General features: G+C 40.5%; 19 protein-coding genes. 11 read left to right on the top strand and 8 right to left on the bottom strand.

Going from position 1 to position 21,478, the window contains the following annotated elements; translation table 11 throughout:
• Nucleotides 1–18: 18 nt before the first annotated feature.
• The 5 genes from yidC to ACIPUA_RS01785 form a co-directional block, all read right to left on the bottom strand.
• Nucleotides 19–1,668 carry a membrane protein insertase YidC gene (gene yidC / locus ACIPUA_RS01805; RefSeq protein ID WP_042846774.1) on the bottom strand — a complete coding sequence of 550 codons (1,650 nt, stop codon included), beginning with the start codon at nucleotides 1,666–1,668 and terminating at the stop codon, nucleotides 19–21.
• Between the two features lie 2 nt (nucleotides 1,669–1,670).
• Nucleotides 1,671–1,931 (bottom strand): membrane protein insertion efficiency factor YidD, encoded by a 261-nt coding sequence (gene yidD, locus ACIPUA_RS01800; protein ID WP_042846775.1) that lies wholly within the window; start codon nucleotides 1,929–1,931, stop codon nucleotides 1,671–1,673.
• A complete protein-coding gene (gene rnpA / locus ACIPUA_RS01795; protein ID WP_072035181.1) occupies nucleotides 1,895–2,254 on the bottom strand; it encodes a ribonuclease P protein component in 360 nt (119 codons plus the stop codon). The genes yidD and rnpA overlap by 37 nt, the downstream gene beginning before the upstream one ends.
• A gap of 21 nt (nucleotides 2,255–2,275) precedes the next feature.
• A complete protein-coding gene (rpmH, locus tag ACIPUA_RS01790) occupies nucleotides 2,276–2,419 on the bottom strand; it encodes a 50S ribosomal protein L34 (protein WP_042846776.1) in 144 nt (47 codons plus the stop codon).
• Nucleotides 2,420–2,589: 170 nt separating this feature from the next.
• Complete coding sequence (locus tag ACIPUA_RS01785; RefSeq protein WP_367575689.1) at nucleotides 2,590–2,667, bottom strand: hypothetical protein; 78 nt, start codon at nucleotides 2,665–2,667, stop codon at nucleotides 2,590–2,592.
• Nucleotides 2,668–3,195: 528 nt separating this feature from the next.
• Between ACIPUA_RS01785 and dnaA the strand changes: the two genes are divergently transcribed.
• The 5 genes from dnaA (at nucleotide 3,196) to ACIPUA_RS01760 (ending at nucleotide 11,250) form a co-directional block, all read left to right on the top strand.
• Nucleotides 3,196–4,587 (top strand): chromosomal replication initiator protein DnaA, encoded by a 1,392-nt coding sequence (gene dnaA, locus ACIPUA_RS01780; RefSeq protein WP_042846777.1) that lies wholly within the window; start codon nucleotides 3,196–3,198, stop codon nucleotides 4,585–4,587.
• Between the two features lie 5 nt (nucleotides 4,588–4,592).
• The gene (gene dnaN, locus ACIPUA_RS01775; protein ID WP_042846778.1) at nucleotides 4,593–5,693 is read left to right on the top strand and encodes a DNA polymerase III subunit beta; all 1,101 of its coding nucleotides are present in this window, start codon (nucleotides 4,593–4,595) and stop codon (nucleotides 5,691–5,693) included.
• A gap of 9 nt (nucleotides 5,694–5,702) precedes the next feature.
• A complete protein-coding gene (recF, locus tag ACIPUA_RS01770; RefSeq protein WP_042846779.1) occupies nucleotides 5,703–6,797 on the top strand; it encodes a DNA replication/repair protein RecF in 1,095 nt (364 codons plus the stop codon).
• A gap of 18 nt (nucleotides 6,798–6,815) precedes the next feature.
• Nucleotides 6,816–9,230, top strand: coding sequence for a DNA topoisomerase (ATP-hydrolyzing) subunit B (gene gyrB, locus ACIPUA_RS01765; protein WP_042846780.1), 2,415 nt, complete (start codon nucleotides 6,816–6,818; stop codon nucleotides 9,228–9,230).
• Nucleotides 9,231–9,666: 436 nt separating this feature from the next.
• Nucleotides 9,667–11,250 carry a phosphoethanolamine transferase gene (locus tag ACIPUA_RS01760; protein ID WP_155405703.1) on the top strand — a complete coding sequence of 528 codons (1,584 nt, stop codon included), beginning with the start codon at nucleotides 9,667–9,669 and terminating at the stop codon, nucleotides 11,248–11,250.
• Nucleotides 11,251–11,586: 336 nt separating this feature from the next.
• Here ACIPUA_RS01760 and asd read toward each other — a convergent pair whose 3' ends face one another.
• Nucleotides 11,587–12,693: an aspartate-semialdehyde dehydrogenase gene (gene asd, locus ACIPUA_RS01755; RefSeq protein WP_449059223.1), complete on the bottom strand. Its 1,107-nt coding sequence runs from the start codon at nucleotides 12,691–12,693 to the stop codon at nucleotides 11,587–11,589.
• A gap of 333 nt (nucleotides 12,694–13,026) precedes the next feature.
• Here asd and ACIPUA_RS01750 point away from each other — a divergent pair, with 333 nt between their 5' ends.
• Entirely contained in the window at nucleotides 13,027–14,211 is a 1,185-nt protein-coding gene (locus tag ACIPUA_RS01750) for an MdtL family multidrug efflux MFS transporter (RefSeq protein WP_129467256.1), read from the top strand.
• Nucleotides 14,204–15,169, top strand: a complete 966-nt coding sequence (yidZ, locus tag ACIPUA_RS01745) for an HTH-type transcriptional regulator YidZ (protein WP_129467257.1) — start codon at nucleotides 14,204–14,206, stop codon at nucleotides 15,167–15,169. The genes ACIPUA_RS01750 and yidZ overlap by 8 nt, the downstream gene beginning before the upstream one ends.
• A gap of 70 nt (nucleotides 15,170–15,239) precedes the next feature.
• Here the strand turns inward: yidZ and ykgO are convergent, their stop codons facing one another.
• A complete protein-coding gene (gene ykgO, locus ACIPUA_RS01740; protein WP_042846784.1) occupies nucleotides 15,240–15,365 on the bottom strand; it encodes a type B 50S ribosomal protein L36 in 126 nt (41 codons plus the stop codon).
• Nucleotides 15,366–15,367: 2 nt separating this feature from the next.
• On the bottom strand, nucleotides 15,368–15,628 hold the full coding sequence (locus ACIPUA_RS01735) for a type B 50S ribosomal protein L31 (protein WP_071547547.1): 261 nt from the start codon (nucleotides 15,626–15,628) through the stop codon (nucleotides 15,368–15,370).
• 242 nt (nucleotides 15,629–15,870) lie between these two features.
• Between ACIPUA_RS01735 and ACIPUA_RS01730 the strand changes: the two genes are divergently transcribed.
• The 4 genes from ACIPUA_RS01730 to ACIPUA_RS01715 all read left to right on the top strand — a co-directional run bounded on the left by ACIPUA_RS01730 (nucleotide 15,871) and on the right by ACIPUA_RS01715 (nucleotide 21,421).
• Nucleotides 15,871–16,983 carry an SGNH/GDSL hydrolase family protein gene (locus ACIPUA_RS01730; protein WP_053083838.1) on the top strand — a complete coding sequence of 371 codons (1,113 nt, stop codon included), beginning with the start codon at nucleotides 15,871–15,873 and terminating at the stop codon, nucleotides 16,981–16,983.
• Between the two features lie 218 nt (nucleotides 16,984–17,201).
• The gene (gene nagK, locus ACIPUA_RS01725; protein ID WP_129467258.1) at nucleotides 17,202–18,113 is read left to right on the top strand and encodes an N-acetylglucosamine kinase; all 912 of its coding nucleotides are present in this window, start codon (nucleotides 17,202–17,204) and stop codon (nucleotides 18,111–18,113) included.
• 391 nt (nucleotides 18,114–18,504) lie between these two features.
• Entirely contained in the window at nucleotides 18,505–19,140 is a 636-nt protein-coding gene (locus ACIPUA_RS01720; RefSeq protein ID WP_042846787.1) for an OB-fold-containig protein, read from the top strand.
• A 79-nt stretch (nucleotides 19,141–19,219) separates the two neighbouring features.
• On the top strand, nucleotides 19,220–21,421 hold the full coding sequence (locus ACIPUA_RS01715; RefSeq protein WP_449059222.1) for a hypothetical protein: 2,202 nt from the start codon (nucleotides 19,220–19,222) through the stop codon (nucleotides 21,419–21,421).
• Nucleotides 21,422–21,478: the final 57 nt, after the last annotated feature.

Below are 21,478 nucleotides of genomic sequence, written 5' to 3'. Positions count from 1 at the left end.
ATTTACTGAGAAGCGAAATTATTTTTTCTCTTTTTTATCGCGACTGTGTAGACCACGTTTTTCCAGACCACGGTAAATCACTTGTTGCTGGATAATAGTGACTAAGTTACTCACGATATAATACAGAACCAGACCTGATGGGAACCACAGGAAGAAAATAGTAAACACGACAGGCATGTACGTCATGATCTTCTGCTGCATTGGGTCAGTCACAGCGGTCGGTGACATTTTCTGGATAACAAACATCGTCACACCCATCAATACTGGCAGGATGTAATACGGGTCTTGCGCAGACAAGTCTTGGATCCAACCGAAGAATGGGGCGTGACGCAGTTCAACAGAACCCATCAACATATAATAAAGTGCAAGGAATATTGGCATTTGGATCAGCAGAGGTAAACATCCACCCAGTGGGTTTACTTTTTCTGCTTTATACATCGCCATCATTTCTTGGCTCATACGCTGTTTGTCATCACCAATACGCTCACGCATCGCAGCCAATTTTGGTTGCAGTAAACGCATTTTCGCCATTGAGGTATATTGCGCTTTAGTCAGTGGGTACATAATACCACGGACGATAAAGGTAATAACAATGATGGCAATACCCCAGTTACCCACGAAACCGTGAATAAATTTCAACAGTTTGAACAGAGGCTGAGAGATAAACCATAACCAACCGTAATCTACGGTCAAATCTAAATGAGGAGCAACTGCCGCCATTTCAGATTGAATTTCTGGACCAACCCATAACGTTGATGAATAAGTACCTGCACCATTTGCAGCAATGGTCATTGGTTCACTCTTATAACCAATAATGGCAGATTTTTTATCAAGGTCGATGGTATAGAAGGTGCTCTTTTCAGAACTTGCAGGGATCCATGCGGTTGCAAAATATTGTTGCAACATCGCGACCCAGCCACCTTTAGTGGTCAAATCAAGGCTTTTATCTTCGATGTCACCAAAGCTATATTTTTTATAGTTGTTTTCATCTGAAGAGTAAGCTGCACCACGGTAAGTATGCAAAGCAAAATTACTGCTACCTGTATCACGCTCTTTTGGTAACTCGATAGTTTGTTTCAACTGACCGAAGAAAGCGAGACTTAAAGGTTGAGCTGTCGGGTTTTGAATACTGTATTCAACTTCAACAGTGTATTGGCCACGTTTCACAATATACGTTTTCTGATAAACAACACCGTTGCTATCTGTAAATGTCATTGGAACACGTAACACATCCTGACCGTTCTCTAAAACGAAAGTTGCAGAGTCTGTAGAGTACAGTGGACGTTCGCCATTATTATTTGCGGGGTTGTCTGGGCCATGAAGGCCAATCAAACCACTTTGTGCCTGGTAGACAAAGCCTGGGTTAGTTTCCAGTAAACGGAAAGGGTCTTCCGAATGAAGGGTCGCAGGATAGGCTAACAGGTCAGCCTCATCGATATCACCGCCACGAGTATTGATACGAATATCCAATACATCTGTTTTGACTGTGATGAGCTTACCTTGCCCGCTGCCAGTTACGGCTTGAGCATCACTGCTTGGCATATCCGCTTGTTGCGTAGTTTGAACAGTTTTAACTTCCTGAGCAACTTTATCGCTCTCCCAGGCCTGCCAAACTAAGAACGACACGAACAACAAAGCGATGAGTAGAAGATTGCGTTGCGAATCCATCGTTATAATTCTCTATTATCATCAGTTTTTCTAGGTGGGACAGGATCATCTCCACCAGCGTGTAAAGGGTGGCATTTTAATATGCGTTTCGCCGTTAACCAACTCCCTTTTAGCATACCAAACCTGCGCAATGCCTCAATTCCGTAATTTGAACATGTGGGATTGAAGCGACAACGAGGCCCTAACAACGGGCTAATCACCAGTTGGTAGCCTCTGATCAGCATGATCAGGAATTTTGAGCCAAGCGACGGTGACGACGCCATAACTTATCCAACGATTCCGTAATCTGTTGATTGTCGAGATTAGCGACCCCTTTCCTTACCAATACCACAAAATCCATTGAAGGCAACTCATGTTGATGCAAACGAAAGTATTCACGGGCTAACCGTTTGATACGATTTCGCTCATGAGCTCGTTTAACATTTTTTTTGGCGATGGTAAGACCGATGCGGGGATGCCCCAGCTCGTTTAGGCGACCAAGGATAGTTATCTCTGGGGAACTCGCCCTCTGCGGCTGCTTAAAGACATTATCGAAATGCCTGGGAGTTAACAAACGTAACTCCCGGGTAAAAGCGAGCGTAACCACTGGAATAGAGGGCTAGCTTTATTACTTAGATGAAACGGTCAGACTAGAGCGGCCTTTCGCACGACGGCGAGCCAGAACTTGACGACCATTTTTTGTAGCCATACGAGCACGGAAACCGTGTGAACGGTTGCGCTTCAGTACGGACGGTTGAAAAGTGCGTTTCATAACGATTTCTACCTAACTTTAAAATTTATTACTGATTCAGTAAACGCGTTGGCAACCAGTGAAAACTGATTTACACCTGTGCCTCTATCGCAACAATATAGAAAGAGGCAGGATTGTAATAAAACATAGGGGGTCACGTCAATGAAATGACGCAATCAAACCACTTTTATTTATAGCCTGGCTGACAGGTTTGCCGACATATGTTGTGACAGCCAACTGATTATTTTACTTTCATACTGGCTGACCACCTGCTTTTAACCCCTCTCTCTTTAACGTCAGCGTTAAAATAGAGTAGCGGTACCCAGCAAGTTTACCTCAGTTTTGTGTAAAAATCACATCAGTACTGTACACAGGGAGGAAGATTATACGGACTCCGCCCCAAAGCGCAAGGATCTTGAAGTGATCTGAAAATATTTTTTGATCAAGCAGAATATTTTCGAGAAATCGTCTAAAGTTATCCCCAGCCATGTGGAAAAATAGCGGGTAATGACGATCATCCTGTCTGTTTCTTTATCATAAGAGATGCCTTATCATAAGAGATGCCTTATCACATTTACCTGTGGATAAAAAGCATAAAAACTGTGTAAAAGAATGAAGATCTCTGGCTAATTTTGCGGTATGATCTCGGGTCTATTTCTGATCCACTGATCAGCAATATGCGGTAAGTAAAAATTAATCTAAAACCTCTTTGGGCCATTAATAAAAAGTGATCCTGAGAAAATTCTTGTTTGAATCCGTAATTCTTGTTCCATTGACCTTGTTTAGGGGAGTCCAACGTGTCACTTTCGCTTTGGCAGCAATGTCTTGCCCGATTGCAGGATGAACTACCTGCCACAGAATTCAGTATGTGGATACGCCCCCTTCAAGCTGAATTAAACGACAACACACTGGCACTGTATGCCCCAAATCGTTTTGTTCTCGACTGGGTTAGAGACAAGTACATCAATAATATTAATGAATTATTGAATGACTTTTGTGGAACTGACGCGCCTGCTCTACACTTTGAAGTGGGCAATAAACCGATTGCCGTCGCACCGGCAGCAACGCAAGCACGTACAACAAACCAAGTACCTGCATTTGCCGCGCCGTCAGCTCCGATTAAACCAAGTTGGGATAACTCAGCCAAAGTACAACCGGAAGTCGCTTACCGTTCTAATGTGAACCCTAAGCACACTTTTGATAACTTTGTTGAAGGTAAATCGAACCAATTGGCTCGTGCCGCCGCGAGGCAAGTGGCTGAAAATCCGGGTGGGGCCTATAATCCACTATTCCTTTATGGTGGAACAGGTTTAGGTAAAACTCACTTATTACATGCTGTAGGCAATAGTATTATGGAGCATAAAGCCAACGCACGCGTGGTTTATATGCACTCTGAACGTTTTGTTCAAGATATGGTCAAAGCTCTACAGAATAACGCAATTGAAGAATTTAAACGTTATTACCGTTCTGTAGATGCATTACTTATTGATGATATTCAATTTTTTGCTAACAAAGAGCGTTCACAAGAAGAGTTTTTCCATACTTTTAACGCGTTACTTGAAGGCAATCAGCAAATTATTTTAACATCCGACCGTTATCCAAAAGAGATTAACGGGGTTGAAGATCGCTTAAAGTCACGCTTTGGTTGGGGTTTAACGGTAGCAATCGAACCACCAGAACTCGAAACCCGTGTCGCGATATTAATGAAAAAAGCAGATGAAAATGAAATCCAACTGCCAGGTGAAGTGGCTTTTTTCATCGCAAAACGGCTTCGCTCTAATGTTCGTGAGTTAGAAGGCGCATTAAATCGTGTGATCGCCAACGCAAACTTTACAGGTCGCGCAATTACTATCGATTTTGTACGCGAAGCATTACGTGACCTATTAGCACTACAAGAAAAACTGGTAACTATTGATAATATTCAAAAAACTGTTGCTGAATATTATAAAATTAAAGTGGCAGATTTACTGTCGAAACGCCGTTCTCGTTCTGTCGCTCGTCCGCGTCAGATGGCAATGGCCTTGGCAAAAGAGCTGACCAACCATAGTTTACCTGAAATCGGGGATGCCTTTGGCGGCCGTGACCATACCACGGTATTACACGCTTGTCGTAAAATTGAACAGTTACGGGAAGAGAGCCATGACATCAAAGAAGATTTTTCTAATTTAATCAGAACATTATCATCTTAATTGCTATGAAATTTATTATAGAACGCGAGCAGTTATTAAAACCGTTACAACAGGTTAGTGGTCCTTTAGGTGGGCGTCCAACTCTGCCTATTTTAGGTAACCTTTTATTACAGGTAAAAGAAGGCACCCTCCAACTCACTGGAACCGACCTTGAAATGGAGATGATGGCCAACGTTCCTCTAACGCAGGAACATGAAGTTGGTGCAACAACGGTGCCTGCACGCAAGTTTTTTGATATCTGGCGTGGTTTACCTGAAGGTTCTGAAATTCTAGTAGAACTCAATGATGATAGACTGCTCGTCCGTTCTGGTCGTAGCCGCTTTTCATTATCTACTTTGCCAGCAGCAGACTTTCCAAACCTAGATGATTGGCAAAGTGAAGTTGAATTTTCTCTTCCTCAGTCAATACTGAAACGTTTAATTGAAGCAACTCAGTTTTCCATGGCACACCAAGATGTGCGTTATTATCTCAACGGAATGCTATTTGAAACTGAAGACTCAATGCTGAGAACCGTTTCAACCGATGGGCACAGGCTAGCAGTTTGTGCGATGGACATCGGTCAATCTTTACCTTCTCATTCGGTAATTGTTCCTCGTAAAGGGGTGATTGAGTTAATGCGCTTGTTAGATGGTGGCGATTCACCATTACAACTGCAAATCGGTAGCAATAACATACGCGCCCACGTAGGGGATTTTATTTTTACCTCTAAATTGGTTGATGGTCGCTTCCCTGATTATCGCCGTGTGTTACCGAAAAACCCAAATAAAACATTAGAAGCTCGTTGTGACTTACTAAAACAGGCATTTTCCCGTGCGGCGATTTTATCCAATGAAAAATTCCGCGGAGTACGCTTATATTTTAGTGAAAACCAATTACGCATCACAGCAAATAACCCTGAGCAAGAAGAAGCTGAAGAAATTGTTGATGTTAGCTATCAGGGAACTGAGATGGAAATTGGTTTTAACGTCAGCTACATCTTAGATGTCTTAAATGCACTGAAAAGTGAAAACGTGCAGCTATTATTAACCGATGCAGTTTCCAGTGTGCAAATTGAAGACGCTGAAAGCAAAGCGGCGGTATATGTTGTCATGCCAATGCGTTTATAATCGGTATTTATGATCCTTTCGCGTTTATTAATCCGCGATTTTCGAAATATTGAAAATGCGGATCTCGCCCTTGCTAATGGGTTCAATTTTTTAATTGGCCCAAACGGGAGTGGCAAAACTAGTATACTGGAAGCAGTGTACACCTTAGGTCATGGCCGCGCATTTCGCAGTATTCAAGCGAATCGTGTTATTCGTCATGAGCAAGAACAATTTATTCTTCATGGTAAACTTAGCCATCTAGATAAAAATCGTAATGACCTTTCATTGGGGTTAAGCAAAAATCGCGAGGGTGACAGTAAAGTTCGCATAGACGGCACCGACGGCCATAAAATTGCAGAGCTTGCAAAACTGTTGCCGATGCAATTAATTACCCCAGAAGGTTTTACACTACTCAATGGCGGCCCGAAATATCGTCGAGCCTTCATTGATTGGGGCTGTTTTCACAATGATCCGTTGTTTTTTTCAGTATGGTCTGATTTAAAACGGTTATTAAAGCAGCGAAATGCGGCTTTACGCCAAGTTACCCGTTACGAACAAATACGTCACTGGGATAAACAACTGGCGCCAATTTCAGAGCAAATTAGCCAATGGCGTCATGACTACATCGCAGGTATTGCCGAAAATATAGAGCAAACCTGTCAGCAGTTTTTACCCGAATTTTCACTCTCGGTATCCTTTCAGCGCGGTTGGGATAAAGAAATTGATTATTCAGAACAATTAGAGCGCCAATTTGAGCGTGATAGAGCACTAACCTATACCGCTTCAGGGCCACATAAAGCAGATTTGCGTATTCGTGCAAATGGTACCCCTGTAGAAGATATGCTTTCTCGGGGCCAACTAAAGCTATTAATGTGTGCATTAAGGTTAGCGCAGGGTGAGTTTTTCACTCGTCAGAGCGGGCAAAGGTGCCTGTATCTGCTGGATGATTTTGCCTCCGAGCTTGATGCGGGTCGCCGCCAATTGTTAGCGACACGTCTCAAAGCTACGCAAGCACAAGTGTTTGTCAGTGCCATTACAGCTGAACAAGTTAATGATATGATAGACGCAAACAGTAAGATGTTTAGTGTAGAACATGGCAAAATAGAAGTTCAACCTCAGGAATAGAAAGAGCAGGAAACGTTGATGTCGAATACATATGACTCCTCAAGTATCAAGGTATTAAAAGGACTGGATGCGGTGCGTAAGCGCCCGGGCATGTATATCGGTGATACAGACGATGGAACAGGTCTTCATCACATGGTTTTCGAGGTTGTCGACAACGCTATCGACGAAGCCCTCGCAGGCTTCTGTGACGATATCGTGATCACTATCCATGCCGATAACTCTATCTCCGTACAGGATGATGGACGTGGGATACCAACAGGTATACACGAAGAAGAAGGTGTCTCTGCTGCAGAAGTTATCATGACTGTCCTGCACGCAGGGGGGAAATTTGATGACAACTCCTATAAAGTCTCCGGTGGTTTACACGGAGTTGGGGTTTCTGTTGTTAACGCCTTATCTGAAAAACTTGAACTGGTCATTCGTCGTGACGGTAAAGTTCATGAGCAAATTTATAAACACGGTGAACCACAAGGTCCTCTGACTGTTGTTGGGGAAACAGACATAACAGGTACTCTCGTACGTTTTTGGCCAAGTATGGATACCTTTAAAGGTGTCACAGAATTCGAGTATGATATTTTAGCTAAACGTCTTCGTGAGCTATCATTCTTAAACTCTGGGGTATCAATCAGGCTTATTGATAAACGTGATGGGAAAGAAGACCATTTCCATTACGAAGGTGGTATCAAAGCCTTTGTTGAATATTTAAGTCGCAATAAAACGCCAATTCATCCGTCAGTATTTTATTTCTCTACAGAAAAAGACGGTATTGGTGTTGAAGTTTCAATGCAATGGAATGATGGCTTCCAAGAAAATGTGTACTGCTACACCAATAACATCCCACAACGTGATGGTGGTACTCACTTAGCTGGTTTCCGTGCAGCGATGACCCGCACATTAAATAACTACATGGAAAAAGAAGGCTATCAGAAGAAAAGCAAAGTCAACGCTACAGGTGATGATGCGCGTGAAGGCCTAATTGCTGTTATTTCCGTGAAAGTTCCAGACCCTAAATTCTCATCACAAACCAAAGAAAAACTAGTTTCTTCTGAGGTAAAAACTGCCGTTGAAACCATCATGAACGAGCGGTTGGTTGAGTATTTACTGGAAAACCCGAATGACGCTAAAATTGTTGTCGGTAAAATTATCGATGCCGCTCGTGCTCGTGAAGCCGCACGTAAAGCACGTGAAATGACACGCCGTAAAGGTGCGTTAGACTTAGCCGGCCTACCGGGTAAATTAGCAGACTGCCAAGAACGTGACCCAGCATTATCTGAACTCTACTTAGTGGAAGGGGACTCTGCGGGCGGCTCAGCAAAACAAGGCCGTAACCGTAAAAACCAAGCTATTTTGCCACTAAAAGGTAAAATTCTTAATGTTGAAAAAGCGCGTTTCGATAAAATGCTTTCTTCACAAGAAGTTGCCACTCTTATCACAGCATTAGGTTGTGGCATCGGACGTGATGAGTACAACCCAGACAAACTGCGTTATCATAGCATTATTATCATGACGGATGCGGACGTCGATGGTTCACACATTCGTACACTGCTATTAACCTTCTTCTATCGTCAAATGCCTGAAATTGTTGAACGCGGTCATATCTTTATCGCTCAGCCGCCACTGTATAAAGTAAAACGTGGCAAACAAGAGCAATACATAAAAGATGACGATGCGATGGACGATTATCTTATTTCTATCGCCCTTGATGGTGCAGAGTTACATCTCAGTGCCGACGCTCCAGCAATGAAAGGTGAAGAATTAGAAAAGCTGGTTGTCGAATATAATGCGGCTCACCGTATTATTCGTCGCCTTGAGCGCTTATACCCACAAGCCTTACTCAACAGCTTAGTTTATCAGTCTACGCTGACTGAGGAAGACTTAAAAGAAAACGCAAAAGTTGAAGAATGGGCTCAAACATTAGTTAAGCGCTTAGAAGACAATGAGCAATTCGGCAGCACATATAGCTACATAATTAAAGAAAATCGTGAGCGCCAATTATTTGAGCCAACAATCCGTATTCGCACTCACGGTGTTGATACTGATTACAACCTCGACTTCGATTTTGTTCACGGTAGCGAGTATCGCCGTATCACTCATTTAGGCGACTTAATCAGTGGCTTAATTGAAGAAGGGGCGTATATCCAACGTGGTGAGCGTCGTCAGAATATTGATAACTTTGAAGAAGCTCTCGCTTGGCTATCTCGTGAATCGCGTCGTGGTCTGTATGTACAGCGTTATAAAGGTCTTGGTGAAATGAACCCAGAACAGCTTTGGGAAACCACCATGAACCCTGAAACTCGCCGTATGATGCGCGTAACCGTAAAAGATGCTATCGCAACAGATTTACTCTTTACTACATTGATGGGTGATGCTGTTGAACCTCGCCGTGCATTTATTGAAGAGAATGCGCTAAAAGCAGCAAATATTGATATTTAATTATTATATTTACTGACTAATATTAAATAACTCCACTCGAAAGTGTGGGGTTATTTTTTTCTTTATTTCCCCTACTTATTTGCTCACTGAACATGACATTCAGCAGCCCTCTTATTTTAAAATAAGCAATAACTCATTAATTTATTAGCCGATTATGGTAAGTCTTTATCTAAAAGCGACCATCACAGTGATATTGAGATCCAAATTGCTCTCTCTTTTAACAAAGTTTCTTCGCTGCCATTTTCTTGGTAGGGAAAAGCTCATGACTTAACCTCACGAGATTTTACAGTTTTTTACGCCACTATTTTGATTATCTTATCTTTTTATGTGCTATAAACGGTTAATACCCTAAGTTAATTAGATGTTAATGGTTAAATCCATATGTTCAATAACCCAACACACTCAAGGTAAAAGCAAAATACGTAATAAGAAAACAATGATACGACAACTGATTATCCCTATTTATTTTTTGTTGCTCTCATCCATCCCTGTTTTTTTCAGTGGTGATGCGAATGTGATGGCAGACACTGCGATTATCATTTCTGGCACACTCATTATGCTTCTGTGTGCTGGCGTATATCGGTTCCTTATCGGAAAAATATTCACGGTTTTCGTCTCATTGCTTTGGGCGTTAAATCTTTCAGTCTCATTTTTCTTTTACAAAAAACACGATATTCGGTTTTCCTCTTCAATTGCCGAAACCTTTATTAATACCAATAGTAGCGAAACGGTGGGGATGCTCTCCTACAATATTGGTTATGTGATCTTTTATTTGTTTGTTTTTTCAGTGTATTTATTAAGCATCCATAAATGTGCTAAATATATAAACCGCCGTACGACAATGATTAGTATCGCGATGTTATGTGGTTACCTCTTAGCAATCCCTGCTTATTACGCGTCATTACTCAATAAACCAGATAGCTCATTGTTAATAACCGAAAAATATTTGCTCAACACGCCATTTTACAATGCAGCTGCTCTCGTCAAAAACTTGTATGAAAACCGCGGCATAAAAAAAATCTCATCCCAAATCGTATCATTTGACTATGAGAAAAAAGATACTGAAGCACAAATCTATGTTCTCGTCATTGGCGAATCCCTACGTCGTGACCATATGGGTTTATATGGCTATCAATATGATACAACCCCTAATCTAGATAATCGTCAGTCACAGCTTTTGGTATTCCAACAAGCTTATTCTCCTGCTCCGGTCACCATATTGTCAGTGCCAATCTCACTGTCTAATATTCGCTTTGACCAAATGCAGGATAAATCACACTATGCTGACAATATTATTTCATTAGCCAATCATGCGGGTTTTAAAACCTATTGGATAAGTAACCAAGGAAAAACCAATAAACGAACCAGTGTCATCTCTGCGATAGCTAACATGGCTCAAAAGAAAAAATGGAATGAATTCGTGGGTTATGATGAGGAAATTCAAGACCATTTTAATGATGCGATTAACGACCCAACAGACAAGAAAAAACTGATCATCCTACATACTTATGGGAGCCATGAGCCTGCGTGTAACCGTTTTCCAGAAAAAGAGTTAAAAAAATTCAGTGAACAAGAAGATGATAATTGTTATGACAGCTCTATCGCTTATACCGATAAATTTATCGAAAACTTACTCCAACAGCTAGACGGGAAGCCCGCTTCGTTGATGTACTTTTCAGACCATGCATTACAACGATTAGACAGTGATAACAATATTCACTACCACCATGGCGTAAATAACCCAAGAAAAGAAGCTTATGAGATACCCTTATTAATCTGGTACAGCCAAACCATACCAAAACCGGCATTAAACCCACGAGCTTTGGGTCAACCCTATTCAACTGCTAATAATTATTGGTTAATTAGTGACTGGTTAGGAATACAACAGCATGCATCACAAGCTTGTTTATCTCCCATGCGTGAATGCTATCAACCCAATAACAACATTCAGGTGATTGATGGCAACCGTAACATATTACCGGTTAATCAATTACCATCGGAAACAAAAGACCCTCAATAAAAGCTAAAAATATTTGGCATTATCTAAAGAAAAATAGTGGCATCATGGAAGTCGCCAATACTGTTCGCCCTAGTATTGCCAATAATACAGTGGGTCATAATATAAAACTGCTTGAGGAAACGTGAATATACTTCCCCCTAATGATGTTTCAATACCTAAAAAAACCGTATTTTCTATCCAGTGAAGTATATTGAATTAAAGGTTATTCATCACCAAAATACATAATGGCGTCATATCAAGACGCCATTATTCGTGTACAACAAGAATATCCCCTTGGGTAAAGCCAACATATTTTTATATGCAGGCCTATATAACCCACCGACATTCATTAAGGAATTATAATAAAATCCTTAACATACGGCGAAGAGGCTCAGCGGCTCCCCACAGTAATTGGTCACCAACAGTAAAGGCTGATAAATACTCAGGCCCCATATTCAATTTGCGTAAGCGGCCAACTGGCGTACTTAATGTACCAGTCACTGCAGCAGGTGTCAGTTCACGCATTGTGATTTCTCTATCATTTGGAACGACTTTTACCCACTCATTATGAGAAGCCAGTAATTGTTCAACCTCTTTTAACGGCACATCTTTTTTCAATTTCAATGTAAAGGCTTGGCTATGGCAACGAAGTGCGCCAATACGAACACACAAACCATCAACAGGGATAATATTTTTACCTGTTGCCAATATTTTGTTAGATTCCGCTTGGCCTTTCCACTCTTCACGGCTTTGGCCATTTTCTAGCGCTTTATCAATCCATGGGATTAAGCTTCCTGCTAGTGGGACACCAAACGCATCTGTTGGCATCGCGCCACTGCGTGTAAAATCAGTGACTTTCTTCTCAATATCTAAAATAGCAGAGGCTGGGTCTTGCAGTTCTTTGACCACTTGTGTGTGCAAAGACCCCATTTGTGCCAGTAGCTCACGCATATTACGTGCACCTGCACCTGATGCGGCTTGATAAGTTGCAACTGACGCCCATTCCACTAAATTATTCGTGAACAAACCACCTAAAGACATCAACATCAAACTAACTGTACAGTTACCACCAACAAAGGTCTTAATACCTTTATTCAAACCATCTTGAATGTGTTGGTTATTCACTGGGTCAAGAATGATAGTCGCATCATCATTCATACGTAATGAAGATGCTGCGTCAATCCAGTAGCCATCCCAGCCTGCGGCTCTGAGCTTCGGATAGACATCATTAGTATAATCACCACCTTGGCAGCTAATAATAACATCTAGCGCTTTCAATGCATCGATATCAAAGGCATCTTGTAAAACACTTCGATGACCACCATAAGTTGGTGCTTCTGCACCTTGTTGTGACGTCGTAAAAAATACAGGGCGGATCGCATCAAAATCACGTTCTTCTACCATTCTCTGCATCAATACTGAACCGACCATACCGCGCCAACCAACAAACCCTACATTTTTCATTTTTATTCACCCTGTTTGTTTAAAGTTTTACCAAAAAATTTCCTGTTCCAACTTAATAAGAAGCAATACCGCATTTTTGTCATTTATAAGAGGCTCATGAAAGCTGGAGCTAGAAATTTTTCGGATATATTAAACCTGACAAAATATGCATCAGTGTGCAAGTGAATTTCATCACTAATAGTAAGAAGATTAGTAATAAAGCTAATACTCCTCCTAAAACACATGAATATCTTATTTCCATTTTGGAAAATGCTGTTTTCTAATTAATCCATTCGTTATATCATTCACTCAGCTTAAAATTAGAATAATCCCTCTCACAGTACAGCTTATCTCATGACCAAATATGTTCTTTTTAGCTTTTGGATAGTCCTTATCTATCCCCTTGGTGTCGACCTTCACTTAACGGGTATTCCTTATATAGCCGCTGACTTAAGCGCTAGTGAAAGCCAACTTCATGTCGCATTTTCTATTTACCTTGCAGGCATGGCATCCACAATGCTCATTGGGGGATGGTTCGCCGACCATGTTGGCCGTAAACCCGTGGTCTTAGTGGGGACGGCAATATTTGCCATTTCCTCTGTCATGGCAGGAAACTCGACATCGATTGACCTATTTTTGATGGCTCGCTTCCTACAAGGCATCGGCGCTGGTTTCTGTTATGTGGTGACTTTCGCTATTTTACGAGATGTACTTAGTCCACAAAGGCGGACTAAAGTCTTAGCGGCAATGAATGGCGTGACTTGTATCGCCCCCGTACTTGCCCCTGTCATTGGGTTTGCCATTTTACTGGTCTACCATTGGTCAATGATGTTTTACTTTATGGCTGCTTATGCGGTACTGAGTATGGTTTTCTGCTTAGTGTCGATAAAAGAAACTAAACCTGCGGCTCGCCAAGAAACCAAACACACCACATCATCGCCAGACACCACAGAAAAAATCTTCAATTTATTCTTTGTCACTCGTTTGATTATTTCTTGCTTTGGAATGGCGGTGATCCTGACCTATGTGAATGTCGCACCGATTATCCTGATGGGTAATCTAGGTTTTACCACGGGTCAATATTCCACAGCTATGACCGTTCTAGCAATGGTGAGTATGGGGACTTCGTTCTTAATGCCAAAATTGCTATCAACATTTAATAGCCAATCACTGCTCAATACTGCCCTTGGGTTATTTTTATTCAATGCCGTTGTTTTATCTGTGTATCTCTTTACGTTTAACAACCTGATTTTGCTATTTATTGTTTTTGCTTGTAGCGGAATGGGTTTTTCAATGCAATTTGGGATTATTATGAGCCAAGCGCTATCCCCATTTGCCAGAAAAGCCGGTATTGCAAGCTCCATTTTAGCCATTTCGCAACTCAGCTTCGCCTCTTTGTATATTTGGCTAATGGGGGCAATTGGCATACCATCAATCAGTATGTTGCTAATTATCCTATTAGCAGCAGGTACTATGGGCATAATCTTGCTCAGAGTTCCCGCCACACAAGTCAATGAAAAGGTAATAGCATGTGAATAAACAATTGCATCGTTTAGACTTAAATTTACTGGTTATTTTGCAATATTTAATGGAAGAGCGGAGTGTTAGCCTCGTAGCTCAACGCCTTGCTATCACGCCATCTTCTGTCAGTAAATCATTGTCTAAACTACGCCAATGGTTTGATGACCCGCTATTTATTCGCAGCCCGCAAGGGCTTCTTCCTACACCATTGATGTATCATATAGAAAAATCACTTCCTGAGTTTTTGAATTTATCCAGCTATATCACTGAAATCCGTGATACTGAAAAACCACGGGGAATGACATTCCGGTTAATGATGGAAGCTCCATTAAATCTGATCATGCTCCATGATTTATCCTTGAATATCCTCAATCAATATCCTGAATCAGACGTCATTATGCGGGATTGGGACTATAATTCACTTGCGGCATTAGTGGCAGGTGATGCCGATATTGGGTTAGTAGGTAGGGAAAGTTTTCACAGCTCAAAAGAGTCAATAAACCACTTACCAAATATCCTTAATTTCGACGTGTTGTTTACTGACCGACCTCTGGCCTTTATTCGCCGAGATCACCCCATTCTAAAAGAAGAATGGAGTTTAGCCAATTTCCTAAAATACCCTCATATTAGCACTGAATTTGGTAATCGTATTCCATGGGCCCTAGATGACTTATTGTCTACAATGGGGCTTAATCGCCAAATTAGCCTTTCATTTTCAACATTTGAACAATCACTGCTGATGGCATCACGACCTGAACACAATCTCATTACCTGTACTCCCGGATACTGCCAACATTATGTGAATAACTTCAAACTTGATCTCGTCTGTCTACCACTCCCCATTGATGACATTCTTTACCAGCAACTCGAAATCCCCTTTTTAGTGTTGTGGCATAAACGCAACTCGTATAATTCCAAAACATTATGGCTAAGAGAACAAATTAAAAATAGCATTCTCAATTTTGTAAATGCATAAAAAATGCCATGGCAAGGAGCATGAATTGCCATGGCAAAAGCAAGAAACACCAGAAAAAATTAACAAGGAGTTAGCCTTGTACAGCTTTAAAACGTGGGTTTGTTTTGCATATCACATACACACGACCACGACGGCGAACAACTTGGCAATCTGGATGACGCGTTTTTGCCGTTTTTAACGAACTCAACACTTTCACGTTTATTTCCCCTCTGTTTGTAAAAAACGCCCGAAACGTTTTTGGAATTGTGCTGTTTTCCCTTCTTGAGAAATCACTTTTTGTTTGCCGGTATAGAATGGGTGCGATTGAGAAGACACATCAAGGGTGACATAAGGGAAAATCTCCCCTTCAAATTCAATCGTTTTTGCCGTTTTTATCGTCGAGCCCACTTTAAAATAAGCATCAACACTTGTGTCATGGAAAACCACTGTACGGTACTGTGGATGTATCCCCTGTTTCATAATAGCCACCTAAATGTTATGTTATAATATAACAATATATTATTTAAAATAACGACGCAACTATTTTATGGACCAACACTATTTCACAAACAACAAAATAAACATAACAAACTGAATTAAAACACTTTATAAGAGAATAAATACTAGAAAAACCAAAAATCTGTTATCACTATTTGATATTTGAATAAAAAATTACCTGATAACTTTATAAGTACTTAATTAATTATTTGGGTAAAAAAACAATGCCTATAGAAACAATACGCACTTTCCCTCGTCATACTGATCAAGTAAATAATTGTCGACCTGAAAATACCTCTTCCTCATTCACTCGTAAAATCAAAATGTTATTTAATTCCCGTTTTCAGTTAGGAGGCGTACCTATTTTTAATGTGTCTAACCCATCAACTAATAGTATTAATACCGATGAGACTGACTCTTCACAGTCTAAAGAACTATTTTCATTAGCTATTAGTATGTATAGCCAGCCAAAAGATAAAATTAATAATTTTGAAAGAGTTATTGTGGTTGGAGACAGCCTGTCAGATTCAGAAGGAAGAATGCTGAAAAAGACACTAGGGCTGCTACCTTCTGCACCACAATACTATAAAGGACGCTTTACTAACGGCTTCACATGGGTAGACTTCCTAACTTCACCAACAGTGATGAGCTACAAAGACAAAAATTCAAATAATACATATCGACCTGTTGAAGTTATCAATAAGGCCGAAGGGGGCGCTGTCTGCGCAACTTACAACCAAAAAAACCCTAAATTTAGATTTATTTCCAATATAAAAAGGCAAATACAAGGTATTAAATTCAATAAGTCAGACCTTGCTATTATCTCTATTGGCTCTAATGATTACATGACATTCAATAAAACAAATACCTATAAAGTCATTTCCAGTCAGCTCAAAGCAATCAATAAAATGATAAAGCATGGTGCACAGAATATCTTAATAATGGGGATACCTGACCCTAGTAAAACCCCCTTTAAGAACGAAAAACCGATGGAATATGAAAATAAAATGAAAATGCTAACTCTTATGCATAATCAAGCATTGGAAAATAGCATAAAAAAATTAAATGCTCTGCATAGTACTAATATCGTCTTTTTTGATATTGATAAAACGATGACAGAGATTTATCAGCAAGCCAAAACCCTTAACTATGAAACAAACCTACCATTTGCTAACGGTTATATTGGTGGAAAAGAACAACTAGATACGGCCCCACCTTATCTATTTAATGATAATGTCCATCCAACACAAGAAGTTCATGCCATTGTGGCACTTAAACTCAATGAATTTATTGCAAAAAATTTTAAATCTCCTGTAGCTCCTACAACAACTGATTAACCCTCACCGAGAGGCGAGTCGTTACACACTGGCCTCTTTTAATCTGTTATTGTTCAATGCAAATCAACCTAAAAACACCTAAAGAAAAATAAAATCTAAAACAATAATTTATCCTCTAGTGATCTTTTGTATAATTAACCTATTACGCACTATCATTTATTATTTATCAAAGAGATACATTAGCTTTTTAATAAATAAACCATTAGGGGAAGGTGAAAATGTATTACGGCTTTGACATGGGCGGAACAAAAATTGAACTTGCTGTCTTTGACAAAGAGTTAAATCAAGTCTGGCAAAAACGTGTTCCTACGCCTAAAAATGACTACCAATCACTGTTAAACGCGTTTCTCACACTCACACAAGAAGCCGATGAAAAATTTAACTGTCTAGGCAAAATAGGAGTTGGTGTGCCAGGTATCGTCAACCATGCTGAAGGCACTGTATTCACAACAAACGTCCCAACTGCGCAATATAAACCTTTAATTCATGACTTGGCTAATATTTTACAGCGCCCAGTCAAAGTGGAAAATGATGCTAATTGTTTTGCTTTATCAGAAGCTTGGGACCCTGAATTCAAACGTTATCCAACCGTCTTAGGCTTAATTCTAGGAACAGGGGTTGGTGGTGGTTTCGTCATAAACGGCAAAGTGCTACCTGGAAAAAATGGGATTGCCGGAGAAATTGGCCACATGAATTTAAGCGTTCGCGGCGCTAAGCTTTTGGGTGATAGAGTCCCTGAAATCATTTGCGGTTGTGGGCAAACCGCTTGCTTTGAAACTTATTTATCTGGCCCCGGCTTTGAACGTATCTATGCTTCGTTTACTGGTAGAAAACATTCAGCAATCGAAATCATTGAACAATATAAGCAAGGTGATATCCAAGCAAAACAGCATGTCGACCGTTATATATCATTGCTTGCAATGTTTATGGGGCAAATCGTCACCGTTTTCGACCCTGATTTAGTCGTTATTGGTGGGGGGCTCTCACAATTTGAAGAAATCTATCAACGACTACCTGAAGTCCTACCACAATATCTTTATGGCATCGCAACATTACCTGCGATTGAAAAAGCACGTTATGGTGACTCTGGTGGGGCTCGAGGGGCAGCATTCCTAAACTTAATTGACTAACTTTGTACTTTTTTGCGCTTCATTAAGCTTTTAGCCAATGAAGCGCAAATTTATCACTTTAATCATTTCTATTTTCCCCATTTTATCCTTTAAATACCACCTCTTTGGTTGAGAATGATTATCATCAACTTAGCTATTAATGATAAAATCATGCTCTGTCAGTAGCTTCTTATTATAAAAAGTACTTTAGGAATAACTTCAGAGGATCACACTGGATATCAATCCAGTATTGTACGAAACTCAAAAATTAAAAGTGCTTATAGACTAGTCTGATACTGTAATTAATTAAAAAATATATTATTACGTTATATTTTTTAATGGTGATAAATTAAACAAGCTGTTCCTGTTTTTGCATACTATGTATACATACTTAGAATAAAGAGAAAATCCTATGAGTTTGTTTTTCCATAACAGCTTGATGTTTCCAACAGTTATCTTTAGCGGCTTACTAATTATTGTGTTGTTTTACTGGTTATGCGCTGCTTTTGGTCTGTTAGATATTGATTTATTCAATGTTGATACTGAATTTGATAGCGGTATTGACGCAACAGGTTTTGCTGGGTGGTTAACAAAACTTGGGTTAGCAGGGGTCCCTGTCACCATTATTCTGACATTATTTACACTGTTTGGTTGGGTGATCACCTACTTTAGTGTTTATGGTTTTATTCGCTTTATTGATTTAAGTCTATTGCGTTATCTTGTTGGTTTTGCTGTATTTGTTATCACGATATTTATCTCACTTCACTTAACCGCCCTTTGCTTAAAACCTGTACGGAATAAACTTATTAGCCTCAATAAACCCAAAACAGTACACCAACTCATCGGGAAATATGCCACAGTCCGCTCAGGTACCGTCAATGAAAAAAACGGTGAAGCCATACTCGAAGATGGTGGTGCCGGGCTAATTTTGCAAATACGAGCGCCATTTACAGAAGGTATAAAACGGGGTGATCGCGTTGTTATTATTAGCTATGACGCAGACTCACACAGTTACCAAGTTGTCACTGAAAAAGAATTCCGCAACTAAAGCTATTGGTTGTTATATAAAATAATACTTGCTTGAATCATCGAAATGACGACATCGTCAGAACCTATGGAGAAAAAATATGGATTTGGCTGCATTAATGCCCTTTTTAACCATTGTCGGAGGGATAATCCTAGTTATTTTAGGGTTTTTTGGGTTATTCAAAGCCTTCTATATCAAAGTCCCACAAGGTACTGCTTTGATTGTCAACGATATGTCGTCTCAACCAAAAGTACATTTTACTGGGGCATTAGTTTATCCCGTTATCTACAAAAAAGAGTTCATGCGTATTTCATTGCTGACTCTGGAAGTTGACCGTCGCGGTAAAGATGGCCTTATTTGTCATGATAACCTACGCGCAGATATCACGGTTGCATTCTACTTGCGCGTAAATGAAACCACTGAAGATGTACTGAAAGTGGCTAAAGCTATCGGGGTTGACCGCGCATCAGACCACCAAGCCGTCAGCACCTTATTTAGTGCTAAATTCTCAGAAGCATTAAAAACTGTCGGTAAACAATTAGATTTAGCAACATTATTTGAAAATAGACAAGATTTCCGTGACCGCATTGTGGATGTAATAGGTAAAGACCTCAACGGTTACGCTCTGGAAGATGTCGCTATCGACTACCTAGAACAGACACCAAAATCAGCCCTCGACCCAAATAATATTTTTGACTCCGAAGGTATTCGTAAAATTACTGAAATTACGGCTATTCACAATATAGAAACCAACCAGAAAGAACGAGACCAAGAACTGGCGATTCAAAAGAAAAATGTGGAAACGCGTGAAGCTAGCTTAGCACTTGAGCGTCAACAAGCTAATGCAGAAGCCCGTCAAAAACGTGAAATCGATAATATCCGAGCGCGTGAACAGGCTGAAACTTTACGTGTTCAAGAAGAAGAACGTTTAAAATCAGAACAAGCACGTATCCAAACTCAGCAAGAAATTGAAATTCGTGAAGAAAACCGCATGCGTGAAGTCGAAGTGGCTCAACAGAACCGCACTCGCGCTGTTGCTATTGAAGAAGAACGCGTTAGCCGTGCTCGTGAACTTGAAGTCGTTGCTCGTGAACGAGAAGTTGAATTACAACGTATTGAAAAAGAAAAAGCGCTGGAAGAAGAACGTAAGAATATCTCTAATGTAATCCGTGAGCGTGTAGCAGTGGAAAAAACGGTTGCACAAGAAGAGGAACGCATTAAAGAAGTTCGCGAAGTTTCTGAAGCTGAGCGTATGAAAAAAGTCACTGTCATTAATGCCGAAGCAGAAGCGGAAGAGTCTTTAGTCCGCCAAGTGAAAAAAGCTGCCGCAGATGAAGCTAGCGCTAAACACCGTGCAGAAGAAATCAGTACGATGGCACAAGCTGAATTAGAAGCATCAGCAAAACAAGCTGAATCGAAAAAACGTTTAGCTGAAGGTATTGAAGCTGAGCATGCCGCATTAGGTTTAGCAGAAGCTCGTGTTCGCCAAGCAACTGCGGAAGCCGAAGAAAAAGAAGGTTTAGTACTTGCTAATATCACGGCTGAGAAACTGCTAGCCGAAGCACGTGGCTTGAAAGAAAAAGGCTTAACTGAAGCCCAAGTTATGGAAGCTAAAGCAAAAGCTGAGCAACAACAAGGGTTTGCTGAAGCAAAAATTCTTGAAGAAAAATTAGCAGCGCAAGCTCGTGGTGAAGAACAACAAGCTAACGCTAAAGAAAAATTAGGCTTAGCCGATGCCAAAGTCCTTGAAGAAAAACTGGCAGCACAAGCTCGCGGTGAAGGTCAATTAGGTTCAGCACAAGCAGAAGTTATCCGCCAACGCCTGAAAGCCGAAGCTGATGGTTTAACAGATAAATTTAAATCAATGGATCACCTCAGCGATACTGCTCGTTCTCATGAAGAGTTCCGTATGCGTCTTGAGAAAGAATTTGAACAAGCCATGGCCTCTATTGATGCGAATAAAGAAATTGCTCGTGAACAAGCCGATGTATTGGCTGCTGCACTGAGCAAAACCAATATCGAAATTGTAGGTGGTGATGGCAGCTTCTTTAATACTTTCTCAAAAGCACTTAGCTTAGGCAAAGCTGTTGATGGTTTTATGGATAAAAGCAGCTTCGCTAAAGAGAATGTTGAAAAACTAATTAATCGCAGCAAAGAAGATAAGAAAGTTGATATTGCCGCTTTACTAAAAAACCCTGAAGTTCAAGACCTAATCAATGGCTTTATGGCAGCGAAAGGGGCAGGGCAACTGGCAAAAACAGTCACTGCAAAACCTATTCCACCGACAGATGACCAACTTTAAGTAATCAGCACATATAGGGGTAATTCTACCCCTAATCGCTTTTCATTTTTATTGTCT

The sequence above is a fragment of the Providencia sp. AGC89 genome (genome assembly GCF_053543535.1).
Note: the sequence above shows the minus strand (reverse complement) of the source record. Positions and strands in the feature narration are given on the sequence as shown.